The sequence below is a fragment of the Parapedobacter composti genome (assembly GCF_900112315.1).
Taxonomy (GTDB): domain Bacteria; phylum Bacteroidota; class Bacteroidia; order Sphingobacteriales; family Sphingobacteriaceae; genus Parapedobacter; species Parapedobacter composti.
Map to the genome: position 1 here is coordinate 1 of NZ_FOLL01000010.1, position 12967 is coordinate 12967.

The following is a 12967-nucleotide window of genomic DNA, read 5'->3' on the forward strand; positions in this document are numbered from 1 at the left end:
AATTTGAGGAAGGGTTGGAGAGGACGGTGGACTGGTATCTTGCCAATGAAGAGTGGCTGCAGGATGTCACTTCAGGGCACTATCAGCAGTACTACACAAAACAATATGGAACACAATAACTTATGAAAGGAATCGTACTAGCAGGAGGTTCGGGGACAAGACTGCATCCACTCACACAAGTGGTTTCTAAACAACTGTTGCCGGTGCACGATAAGCCTATGATCTATTATCCGCTATCTACGCTAATGCTAGCGAATATTCGTGATATCTTAATTATTTCTACACCGCATGACTTACATCTGTTTCGAAAATTATTAGGAACCGGAAGCCGGTTCGGTGTAAACTTACAATATGCGGAACAACCTTCTCCAGATGGTTTGGCACAAGCGTTTATTATCGGTGAAGAGTTCATAGGAGACAATGATGTTTGTCTAATATTAGGCGATAACCTGTTTTATGGGCACGGTTTGTCAGGCTATCTTTCTTCGGCCGTACAAACTGTTACTGATGAACGGAAAGCTACAGTATTTGGATACTATGTCAGGGACCCCCACCGATACGGCGTAGCAGAGTTTGATAAAAATAAAAACGTAATTTCTATTGAAGAAAAACCCGAAAATCCGAAATCGAATTATGCAGTGGTTGGCTTATATTTTTATCCAAACGATGTTATTCAAGTAACTAAGACAATCAAACCCTCTGCCCGGGGAGAATTAGAAATTACAAGTGTAAATCAAGTGTACCTTCAACGGCAGAAGCTATCCATTCAGGTGTTGGGGCGAGGGTTTGCTTGGCTAGACACGGGCACACACGAAGCATTAAGTGAGGCCACGCAGTTTGTTCATGCCATTGAAAAACGACAAGGCTTAAAAATATCCTGTTTAGAAGAAATTGCATGGCGAAAAGGTTGGCTGTCCAGCGACTACGTCCAGGCGCTTGTAAATGATAAAAAGAGCAGTTATTACGAATATTTGAAAGGTATTGTCAAATAGCAGATGAGTAGTTTGAGGAAGAAAACCGTATCCGGCTTATTCTGGACATTTACCCAGCAGTTTTCTGTGCAGGCTATTAACTTCGTGGTGCAACTTATACTTGCCCGATTACTTGTACCAGAAGATTTTGGCATTATCGCAATGCTTTCTGTTTTTATAGCTATTGGCAATACCTTAGTGGACAATGGGCTGACTTCTTCCTTAATCCGTACCAAGGACGCAGATCAGGCAGACTATTCCACTGTGTTTTTCATGAATCTATCAGCCAGTATCGGTATTTATCTTATTGTCTTTTTTTGTGCGCCTCTGATTGCCAAATTTTTCAAACAACCAATTCTCACCGACGTAATCAGACTTTATACTACAACATTTATCATCCGTGCTTTCTCGCAAGTTCAGCAAACGAAACTTACAAAGGAAATGCAATTTAGGCTACAGATGACTGTACAAATACCGTCGGTTATCATAGCCGGTATTGGTGGGATTATTATGGCCTATAAAGGATTGGGGGTTTGGGCTTTAGTATGGATGGCTTTAATGCAGACTAGCGTTTCCTCCCTTCAGCTTTGGCTAAGATCAGATTGGCATCCCTCGTTAATATTTAGCCTCGAAAAGTTAAAAGCGCATTTAAATTTCGGGTATAAACTGACATTGTCCAGCCTACTTAATACACTTTTTAACAATGTATATAATATCGTTATTGGGCGCTATTACTCCGCTGCACAATTAGGATTTTATAATCGGGCAGATACCTTGCGAATGTTTCCTATCCAAAACTTGGCCACAGCGCTCAACAAAGTAACCTATCCAATGTTTGCATCTATCCAAGATGACGACGCCAAACTAAGATCAGCATACAGTATACTGATGAAGCAAGTGTTGTTTTGGCTAGCTCCTGTAATGGCAATTTTGGTTATAGTGGCAGAACCATTATTTCGCCTTTTACTCACTGACAAATGGCTGCCTGCCGCGCCATACTTTCAGCTACTTTGCTTAGCGGGATTACTTTACCCCATCCATGCTTATAATTTGAATATTTTAAATATCAAAGGACGAAGTGATTTGTTCTTGCGCTTGGAAATTATAAAAAAGATCATTGTAGTCATTGGCGTAATTTGCGCGATTCCGTTTGGGATATTCGGATTAATATACTTTCAAATCGTCAGTTCTATATTGTCCTTTTTCATTAACACCTATTACAGCGGCCGCTTAATCGCCTATAATACACTTACGCAATTACTAGACATAGCTCCTATTTTCATAATTGCGGCTACCATAGGCTGCGGAATCGGCTGGATCAATGAGAACATAGTACATCAGTTAAGTTTACCTGACTATTTAGTAATATCGATCGTTGGATTCGTTTATTTATGTTTATATTTCTTGACAAGCTATCTCTTTGGAATAGCAGCGGTTCGAGATTTCAAAAATTTTATCTTAAAACGATGATACCTGTTACAAAACCTTTCTTACCCCCACTGCCTGAATACCAAGCATTGCTTGAAGGCGTATGGAAACGCCAATGGCTTACTAACATGGGACCGTTGTCTAGCGAGTTAGAAATTTCCTTAAAACGCTGGCTGAGAGTCAATCACCTACTTTTCGTAACTAATGGAACGGTAGCATTACAATTAGCTATAAAAGCACTGGAGTTGAAGGGTGAAATCATAACTACCCCTTTTAGCTTTATCGCCACAACCAGCAGTATCGTTTGGGAAGGCTGTCAACCGGTGTTCGTAGATATCGATCCTCAGTCTTTAAATATCGATGCCTCCAAAATCGAGGCTGCAATTACAAAAAGGACGACGGCCATTTTAGCAACTCATGTATATGGTAATCCATGTGATATTGAGCGTATTACAGCAATTGCAAAAGAGCACAAACTAAAAATAATCTATGACGCCGCCCACGCGTTCGGGGTAGTTGTTAATGGAAAATCTATATTCGAATATGGAGATATATCAATATGTAGCTTACATGCTACAAAACTCTATCATTCCATTGAAGGCGGGTTAATCATAACTAAAGAAGCGAACCTTCTAAAAAAGCTTGCTTTTATGCGTAATTTTGGATTTAATGGCCCCGAGGCTTTTGTCGAACTAGGTATTAATGGTAAAAATTCAGAGTTCCATGCTGCCATGGGACTTGCTAATCTAAACTATATCGAGGCCATACATAGTAAGCGTAAAACTCTTACAGAAAGATATGATCAAAATCTCGAAGACTTGAAAGCAGTTAAACCCACATGGCACGAGGCGGCTACACTTAACTATGCATATTACCCACTAATATTTGAGCGGCAAGAGCTTATGATGGATTGCATTACACTGTTACAACGCAATGAGATCGGGACCCGAAGATATTTTTATCCTTCACTAGCTAAAACATTACCTTATTTAAAATCAAAGAATTTGCCGATTACAGACGATGTTTCCTCTCGGATACTATGCTTGCCTTTATACTACGATTTAACCGTAGAAGAAGTAGATTTGATTTGTCGCCTGTTATTACGTGTTCAGAATAATTAAAGATGAAATCTAAATTAAACATATTGATTTTTCCATGTGGCTCAGAAATAGCATTAGAGATTTACCGTTCTCTGAAGTATTCCACACACGTCAATTTAATTGGAGCGAACAGCGTTTCTGATCATGGTCGTTTCGTGTTCGAACGCTATATAGATAACGTCCCATTCGTGAACTCACCAGACTTTGTCCCTGCTTTAGCAAAAATAGTTAAAGAGAATACTATTGACGCAATATATCCTGCAATGGATTCCGTAATCACTATATTGACCAAGCATGAAGAAATGTTAGGATGTAAGGTAATTGCCTCTTCTCGAGAAACTACCGAGATTTGTCTATCGAAAACAAAGACTTATGCAGCTTTGAAAGACTACGCTCCAATAGCAAAAATATACGACGCAATAGACCAAGTCTCAAAGTTCCCAATATTTATGAAACCGGATATTGGATATGGATCTCGTGGTGCACGGATTGTACACAATGTTGAAGAAGCGATACTTCATTTAAAGCAATATCCAACATCTATTATTATGGATTACCTGCCTGGGCCAGAGTATACCGTGGATTGCTTTAGCGATAGGCACGGAGAGCTCCGATTCGTCGGACCCCGAGTCCGCAGCAGGACAATGAATGGTATAAGTGTGCATACATACCCGTATAAAGAAAGGCGCTCAGAATTTCAGGCTATCGCTTCATCAATCAACCAGCGGCTGAATCCGCGAGGTGCTTGGTTTTTTCAGATTAAAGAGGACCATCTTGGCAATTTTTTTCTTTTGGAGGTGGCATCTAGATTGGGGGGGTCTTCTTCATTGTACCGCAATTTGGGAATAAACTTTGCGTTGTTAAGTGTTTTCGACACTTTCAATTACGATGTCGAGGTGTTCTCTAACACGTACGACATCGAAATGGATAGGGCCTTGGACAATAAATACAGAACATCAATTGACTTTAGTGTTGCCTACTTTGACTTTGATGACTGTCTATTGCTAGGAAACAAAGTAAATGCGGACATGGTCAAACTAATTTTTCAATTTCGAAATGCTGGCAAAAGAATTGTTTTGATCACTAAACATGAAAAAGACATAAACGAAACATTATCCATATATCGGCTTGCCGATTTGTTTGACCGAATTATTCACCTGACAAAAGAGGATGACAAATATAAGTATATAGATACTAATGACGCCATTTTCATCGATGATTCGCATGCCGAACGCAGATCAGTGTATAAATATCTTGGTATACCCGTATTCTCACCGGATACTATAGAATGCCTTTTTGAATAAATTAAATTTAAAAATAAATCATAAAAATTATGCGTATACTACACTCTTATTGCTTAAATTACAATATTGGAGATTATGCCCTGGGCTTTGGTTTAAAGAATTTGTTAAGGAAATATTTGAAAGTTGATTTAATTGGTGACACCAATATTCAGGGAAGGGAATTCAATGAATACTATATCAATGAGGTAGTCAACAAGCGTTATGACCTATTAGTGATTGGTGGCGGTGGAATTATTCATGGTAAACATTGGCCAAATGGATGGTTTTGGCTGATTGATAAAGAGCTAATAAAAACCATTAAAATTCCATTTATCGTCTATGGCGTAGGCTACAACTATTGGGAAGAGGAAGGGGGTATTCCAGAGAGAGGAATTATACATTTAAAAGAAACCATCAAATATGCACGTCACTTTTCCGTCCGTAATGATGGTAGCGCCGGAAGAATTTTAAAGCAAACCGGCATTGAAGCGCCAGTGGTACCAGACCCCGGTTTCCATGTAGATATTAATACCGAATATGAGCGGAGAGAAAAGGCCCCTTACGTACTGATTCAAGTTGCGAATGACAAACCGCTGAGTCGATTTGGTAGCGAAGAAGCTATTAAATCGTTTGTCAAAGCCATGCGGACCGTCACTCAAAAATTAGCTAAAGACTATAAAGTGATTTTTGCACCACACGTATTGGCTGACGTAGCTCTTAGTAAGGAGATCGCTGACGGGATTTCCAATGCGTCTGTATGGGATTTTGGACGTTATGCATTCGATCACGCGGATCAGGCTGTTGCATTCTATAAATATGCGGAATTTGCTATCGCAATGCGTGGGCATGGGCAGATTGTACCTATTTGTTTTAATACTCCCGTTATCGCGTTAGAGAACCATCCCAAACACGGGGGCTTGATGAAAGAGTTAAATTTAGTGGCTTACAACGTTAAGGTTAACGATGAGGATTTTACAAATACTTTATTGGCAACAATTTCTAAATTGGAGGCTAAACACGAGCAATTGAGAGAAAATTACAAAATCATTAACCAAAGCCTATTAGAAGTTACCGATGATGCATTTAAAAAAATAGTAAATATTGTTAAATGAAAGAGCCATTGGTTAGCATATGCTGCATAACATATAATCACGAAGAGTTTATTCGACAGTGCTTAGAGAGCTTTGTGATGCAAAGAACAACGTTCCCGTTTGAGATATTGATATACGACGACGCATCCAGTGATAATACTGCCCAGATTATCGATGAATATCAGCAGATGTATCCTGCAATTATTAAACCGATAATACAAAAAGAAAATCAATATTCGAAGGGGGTCAGAGGTATGAATCTGAAATATAATTTCCCTAGAGCCAAGGGAAAATATATTGCTCTATGTGAGGGGGACGACTATTGGACCGATCCATTAAAGCTTCAGAAACAAGTTGACTTTCTAGAAACTCATGATAACTTCGTTTTATGCGCACATAAACATGATAAATTAATAGATGGAAAGTTGATAAAAAATCACAAAAGATATAAAGAAGTTTTATCCATTTATGATTTAGCAAAACAAATTGACTTTATTACTCTCTCCGTTGTTTTTAGACGAGCAATTATAAATAACGAAGAGTCTAAAATCGCTCTTAATGGACAATTCACTAATTTTTTGTTTGTTTATATCGCCCAATTTGGGTTAGTAAAACAGTTTAATGTCTCCATGGGAGTGTACAGGGTTCATAGAGGAGGAATATGGAGTGGAGAAGAGCTTGTGAAACGAATGGAGATGAGTCTTTATGGCATCAATAGTATGATAGAATATATCAAAATGCCGAAAGTTAGAAAAATACTAATTCAAAAATTCATAAGAAAATGTCTAGGCTTCACTCTACAGCTATTGAAAAGAAGGCACAAAGGCTTCTTAAAAATGTTTAAAACAAGTTTTGCTTATGGGTGGAACATCATGCATTTAAAGTTTCCTTTGCTTTATATTAAACATAAAATTGGTTTTTAAAATCATTCCTTTTATGAAATAGAAGTCACAAATTACAAATTAAATAAAGAGAACATGTTGTTTCACGCGATAAGCGTATTGGCTTTTGCTTTATTATTCTCGAACGCTTCAGAACTCGTTCCCTTTGAGGTTTCGCTCGTACTTACGGCGCTACATTTTCTTTTAATTTACCTTTTCTTTGTAAGACGCGTCAAGATGGCATGGTTACTACCACCTGTGCTGTTTACATTTACAATGTTCATATTCATTTGGTTAGGTGGTTTACTTATCTGGAGCGGAACTCTTTTCTTTCCAAGATTTAGTCATAGACTTTTCGACGACGAAAACCTAAATAACGCTTTCTTTATAACGTCAATATCAATATCAACACTTTGGTTTTCGTATCTCCTTTTTAGTAAAAAGATCTTTCATAAAACCCGTCCTCTCGAAACCCCGTCTGAAGGAAGAAAATTGTTAAAACAGCGAGCAAATTTTCTAGTGTTTTTTTGCGTTTCACTATATCTTTACGGCGTATCCTCAGGGTTCGTTGGGTATGCAAAAGATGAAGACAGCGTTGGATCTTTTTCTAACTTTATAAGTTTGTTTCAGCGAGGAGCTTTCCTTGTTTTACTATTATACTACGCCCACAATTTTGTAAGACTTAATAAACAAGTAGACCGTTATCTTGTAATTTTAATAGGGAGTCTGGCCTTATTAGGCGTTCTTGCGGGTTCAAAGTATCAAATTGCACTACCTTTTATCTACATAATCCTAATTCACTATTACATGACTGGAATAATTTTCAGTAAAAAGCTTGTTATAGGAGGTTTGATATTTTTATCGTCTTTTATTATTATTGGGCCAGTGAGAGAGATGCTTCGAGAATCAAAGGCAAACATTAGCTACAATTCTGCTCTTTCGAACGAAACACAACTTAGCTCTGTATCGTCAGCCGCAATGGATATGCTATATAGAGTGACATATATTCCTCCTTTAGTTCTAGCTGTCAACTATCATGGGCACTTACCACCAGCAGTGAGCAATCTATGGGAGTATGTAATTACAAGTCCAGTTAATGCTTTTATTCCTAGATTTATTAATCCAAATAAGCCAGAAGTAACTTTTGGCAGGTGGTTTTCATTGAATGTCTATGGTTCTACCGAGGATAACAACATAGGGGCGACTTTCCAAGGCATATTATATTTGGCGGGGGGGGTTTGGTCTGTCATATTCGGATTTTTATTAATCGGATGTGTACAAGCAATTTTTGTTAGGTATCTGTTTATTCCCAAATATGTCCCTATTTATCTAATTTTACTGCCGAAACTGGTTCTATTACCTCAGGAGCCTTGGATGCTATTTGTTGGCCTATTACAATCTTTTATTACAATATATTTAATTTACATATTGATTACTTCTAAACGATGAAGATTTTTATTGTTGGAATGCCTGGTTCAGCGAACTTAGGAGACGACTTGATATCGCAAATACTAGTTAAACAATTAGTCGATCGATTCAACCCTAGCATCATCGGTATTTTAACCGGAGAATGTCCGGTTCATTATGACATTAAGGGGACAAAAATTGAAATATTTAAACGGCCAAATAAGAGGAGTTTTTCTAACTTCTTCGTACGATTGCGTTCAATCAAAGCTTTCTTAAAAGATGTGGACTTACTCGTTATAGGAGGTGGAGGGCTGTTACAGGATACTCACTACAGCTTTACAGTACATAAATATCTTAGATATATTAAGTATGCTAAAAAGCGAGTGGCTTTAATGGGAATCGGTGTCGGTCCATTAAAGTTCCGGCTTAATAAAATATATTTAAAAATAATCTTAAACTCGCCAAAGTTAACAATACAAGTCCGCGATGTTGATTCGTTAAATTTGTTGCGATCAATTGGCGTAAAGTCACCTATCCACTTAAGCACGGACATTGTTGAAGGGTCTCCCCTTCCGGCATTTTTTAATAAAGATAGCTACGTCGCGACAAATGAAAAAATTTTAGGGTGCAGTATTAGGAAGTGGCCCGATATAAATTTACACTCTTTAACAGAATATATAGTAAGATTAGTCAGTCAAGAATCAATCGGAAAGATAAAATTCTTTGTTTTCGAACATCAAAACCAGAGTCCTGAAGAGAAAGAGTATGCCGAGATCCTGATTAATGAAATAAACAATCTTCGCGATATAAAATGTGAATTATACGTATATGGAGAAATGGACCATAAATTATTCTACGAGAATCTAACTACTGTGACATTTGCTATTGCCAGTAGGTTCCATGCAAATATCATTTGGCAGAAAATTGGTATTCCTGTTGTACCAATTGTATATGCACCAAAAGTAAGTAGCTTATATCAAAAGTATAATCATGATAGTTTTAGGTTTTCTCAATTAGTTAGCTTGGCAAGCTATCCATTTATCCAAATCCCAGAATTAATGAATAATAACGACTTCCAAATACCTCCAATGCAAGGTTATATAAAAATTAATTTAAGCGTTCGTTTTGCTTTAACAATATATGATTTATATCATTTTCTAGCGAGCACTATAAATAGTTTATGGATTCGAATAAAGTAAGAGCATGAGTCAAGTAATATTGTTCAATAGAAAAAAGGAAAAAGGGAAAAACAGTATAGAGGAAGTTTTCTCGTCGCTAAAATCATATCTATGTGTAGAAAAAATATATGAGATGCCAAAAAAAGGAACTAGCATATTGTCCAATCTCCGTTTTGCATATCGAAAAAAGGGATATGTCAATCACATCTCTGGAGACGTTCATTATATAGCATTGGCTACAGGCAAACGAACTGTTTTAACAATTCATGATATTGAATCGACTTTAAAAGACGGTAATTTAGCTACAAAATTGATTAAAAAGTTAATATGGTTTTGGATTCCTTGTTTAATTGTAAAAAAAATTACAGTAATATCAGAATTTACTAAAAAGCAATTGATAAAATTAGTGCCTTTCTCACGGCATAAAATCGTAGTTATTCACAATCCCTATAATGAGCTAATCGAGTTCAAAGCTAAGGGTTTCGACAAAGAAAAGCCGGTTATTCTTCATGTCGGCACAAAAACAAATAAAAACTTATTTAGGGTTATAAAATCACTAGAGGGAATACCTTGCAAATTATTAATTATTGGCAGGCTCTCCGTCGATCTACTGCGTGAGCTACAAGCACACAACATCGAATACGAAAGCTCTTTTGATGTAAGTTTCGACGAAATAGTTGAGGCTTATAAAAAATGTGATATCGTTAGCTTCCCATCTATTTATGAGGGTTTCGGGATGCCTATTTTAGAAGCTCATAAAGCTGGCCGGGTCGTAATAACGAGCAATGTCTGTTCGATGCCAGAAATCGCTGGTGATGCGGCATGCTATGTGAACCCCTTTGACATAGAAAGTATCAGAGCGGGATTTCTAAAAATAATACAAGATGATATCTACAGGGATGAACTGGTGGCTAAAGGTTTCCAAAATCTAGAAAGGTTTAGCCCTCAACAAATTTCTAAGCGATACAACGACCTGTATAAACAGCTTTAAAGTTCTTCCTTAACTAATTTGTCAAATGGGAAAACCAAAGATATTAATAACTGTCAACTCGTACTTACCGGGATTCAAGTCCGGCGGGCCAGTTCAATCCATCTCTTGCCTTGCGGATCTCCTTTCCAAAGATTATATCGTTACAGTTATTACAAACGATAGAGACACCTTAAGTGAGTCAGCTTACCCAAATATCCGAACTAATGCGCGTAATCCCATAAATGGCTACGACGTAATCTATGTTAAACCGGGAATATTCAATAAATGTTTAGCCATCTATAAGTGGATTATTGAAATCAAACCTAATGTTATTTATTTAAACAGTTTTTTTAATCCATGGTTTACGCTATTCGTGTTGCTAATATCAAAGACTACTCTAACCCAAAAAATTGGATATAAGGTACTGTTAGCGCCAAGAGGAGAATTTTCACCCGGGGCACTTAATTTAAAGCGTAAAAAGAAGTCGATTGTCTTATTTATTATAAGAAAGTTAAATCTGTTAGAAAACGTCTGCTTTCATTTCACCAATGAACAAGAAAGAAAGTTCTTTTATAAGACCGTTGATTGGGTAGAGCGCAAAAGCTATTTTATAGCAAGCAATATCAAAACAATGAAGCTTATCCCTTTCGAAAAATTGGTAGACCAATTTGCAAAAAAAAGAGAGAATTCGTTGAAAATATGCTTTATTTCTCGCATCGTTCCTAAAAAAAACTTGCATTACGCCATAGAAACAGTATTGATGTTTAACAACCTGCAGCAAGACATAACACTTAACATATACGGCCCTCCTGAAGATAAAAATTATTGGGATCTTTGCCAAAACTTAATTATGAAAGCGGCGCCAAATGTCAAAATCAACTACTGGGGGGCGGTTGATAATAGAGATATTTGGCGAGTATTCACTTCTAATGATATTTTTTACTTCCCTACTAATGGCGAGAATTTTGGCCATGTAATTATCGAATCTCTTGCATTCGGTTGTCCCGTTTTAATAAGCGACCAAACTCCGTGGGAAGACCTTGAACAAAAGGGCTGTGGCTGGATATTCAGTTTAAATGAAAACGCCAGGGCCTTTGAAGTTCTTAAATATGCTGCATCTTTAAGTAGCTTTTCGTATTTGCCCTATCGCAATCAAGCCTTTGAATATGCAGAAGTATATTTTTCTAACGAAAATCAACAGAATTTTGAAAAGTTCCTTTTCGGTATCCAGTCACTTTCAAAGCCGGCGACATAAAAGATTGTCAATAAATGCTTTTTAAAAATAAACAAACAGGACTTGGAGCCATATTACCGAGAAAAAACGAATTACGGAATAATGATAAAGTGCGCTAATAGTAGCAGAAGAATAATCTATCGAAAAACCACTAAAATTTTAGCCTTAACACTATACGGGTGTGTAGCAATGTCGAACTTCAATGCTAATGCGTTGTCTATATCTAAGGTGGAAGTAATAAATGTCAAAGACTATGGCGTGGTTGGAGATGGAATTACTGATGATACCGATTCAATCCAACACATTCTAAATAGGGCACAGGGAAAAATTGTTTTCTTTCCTATTTCGAAAAATCATTACCTGATCAAGAAACCGCTATTATTGAAATCAAGCACTTCCATTAAAGGAGAAAGTGATACTGGTTCCAAAATAATACAAACTACTTGGGGAATGCCCGCTTTCGAAATCTATAATGAAGATTCTTGCTTAATCGAAAACCTTCTGATTAAGTATGAAGGTAATAGATTAAATATTTCAGGGGGCTATCGTGGGAATAACAAAAGTTCATATTGCGCGGGTGTGTATTTGAATGGACACAATTCAGCAATAAATAATGTCAATATTGAGGGATTCGTTTGTGGAGTATTTTTAACTAACTATAATTTAGACAATACAAATAGCTTCCAAACCCTAGCCAAGAATAACATAGTTAGAGACATCAATGTTAATAAAGTGGATTTTGGCGTTCTAATTACAGGACAAATAGATTTAGAAATAGAAAATATTTACGGAACCTGTGAACAATCCCAAAAACTGCACCCTTCTCATTTGGTTTATGTTGGCGGGAAAACTGAGAGGGCAATAATTAAAAATTGCTACGCAAATAATATTAACTCGGGCGCGGCATTTCAATTTCGAATGTTGAACAACTCATTTATATATAACTTAAATGCCGAAAGTTGTAGCGGTATAGTTTCCATTATTGATTGTAAAAATAATACTTTGCAAAAAATTCGTTCAATATTAGACACGTCTCCCAACTATAGTTTTTATTTCCAACGAGGTAAATTAGGCAGTTATAATAATACAATCGATAGTTTGTTTATACATAAAAGCGCTACAGGAAGTGTACACGCAATATCGATAGACGGGCAAGAAAATGTTATAAAAAATGTACACATTTTTTTGCCGAAGGTTTTTAAGAGCTCTGTCATAAATCGAATCAATGGTGGAAAACGAAATCAAGTGTTAAATTGGCGTATAGACCTTGATAGTAATAAAGAAGTAGGAACAATGCTGAAAATTAGAGCAGGACATCATCACGTAGTAAAAAGAATAGAAGCAAGCAATTTTGGCCTGCTAATACAAGTTCATCCTCAAAGTCAAAATAATGAAATTGACATTATGGATATTCCGTAAAGAAA

The 12967-nt window shown here is 36.8% G+C and carries 11 protein-coding genes and 1 pseudogene; all 12 read left to right on the forward strand.

All coding sequences use genetic code 11. The annotated features are described in order from the left end of the window. Positions 1–119 (forward strand): annotated as a pseudogene (locus BM030_RS20195) (dTDP-glucose 4,6-dehydratase); the annotation flags it as partial. A gap of 3 nt (positions 120–122) precedes the next feature. Then, positions 123–992 (forward strand): glucose-1-phosphate thymidylyltransferase RfbA, encoded by an 870-nt coding sequence (rfbA, locus tag BM030_RS11375; protein WP_090973729.1) that lies wholly within the window; start codon positions 123–125, stop codon positions 990–992. Between the two features lie 3 nt (positions 993–995). Then, a complete protein-coding gene (locus BM030_RS11380) occupies positions 996–2441 on the forward strand; it encodes a lipopolysaccharide biosynthesis protein (protein WP_090973730.1) in 1446 nt (481 codons plus the stop codon). Continuing rightward, entirely contained in the window at positions 2438–3520 is a 1083-nt protein-coding gene (locus BM030_RS11385) for a DegT/DnrJ/EryC1/StrS family aminotransferase (protein ID WP_090973731.1), read from the forward strand. Before BM030_RS11380 ends, BM030_RS11385 begins: the two co-directional genes overlap by 4 nt. Before the next feature lie 2 nt (positions 3521–3522). Continuing rightward, entirely contained in the window at positions 3523–4803 is a 1281-nt protein-coding gene (locus tag BM030_RS11390) for an ATP-grasp domain-containing protein (protein ID WP_090973732.1), read from the forward strand. Between the two features lie 29 nt (positions 4804–4832). Beyond that, the gene (locus tag BM030_RS11395) at positions 4833–5894 is read left to right on the forward strand and encodes a polysaccharide pyruvyl transferase family protein (protein ID WP_090973733.1); all 1062 of its coding nucleotides are present in this window, start codon (positions 4833–4835) and stop codon (positions 5892–5894) included. Continuing rightward, positions 5891–6796 (forward strand): glycosyltransferase family 2 protein, encoded by a 906-nt coding sequence (locus tag BM030_RS11400; protein WP_090973734.1) that lies wholly within the window; start codon positions 5891–5893, stop codon positions 6794–6796. Before BM030_RS11395 ends, BM030_RS11400 begins: the two co-directional genes overlap by 4 nt. 195 nt (positions 6797–6991) lie before the next feature. Beyond that, positions 6992–8203 carry an O-antigen polymerase gene (locus BM030_RS11405; protein WP_170845713.1) on the forward strand — a complete coding sequence of 404 codons (1212 nt, stop codon included), beginning with the start codon at positions 6992–6994 and terminating at the stop codon, positions 8201–8203. Beyond that, positions 8200–9360: a polysaccharide pyruvyl transferase family protein gene (locus tag BM030_RS11410; protein ID WP_090973736.1), complete on the forward strand. Its 1161-nt coding sequence runs from the start codon at positions 8200–8202 to the stop codon at positions 9358–9360. The genes BM030_RS11405 and BM030_RS11410 overlap by 4 nt, the downstream gene beginning before the upstream one ends. A 4-nt stretch (positions 9361–9364) precedes the next feature. Next, positions 9365–10330 carry a glycosyltransferase family 4 protein gene (locus tag BM030_RS11415; protein WP_090973737.1) on the forward strand — a complete coding sequence of 322 codons (966 nt, stop codon included), beginning with the start codon at positions 9365–9367 and terminating at the stop codon, positions 10328–10330. A gap of 25 nt (positions 10331–10355) precedes the next feature. After that, positions 10356–11564, forward strand: a complete 1209-nt coding sequence (locus BM030_RS11420) for a glycosyltransferase (protein WP_090973738.1) — start codon at positions 10356–10358, stop codon at positions 11562–11564. A gap of 168 nt (positions 11565–11732) precedes the next feature. Next, on the forward strand, positions 11733–12962 hold the full coding sequence (locus tag BM030_RS11425; protein ID WP_170845714.1) for a glycosyl hydrolase family 28-related protein: 1230 nt from the start codon (positions 11733–11735) through the stop codon (positions 12960–12962). Positions 12963–12967: the final 5 nt, after the last annotated feature.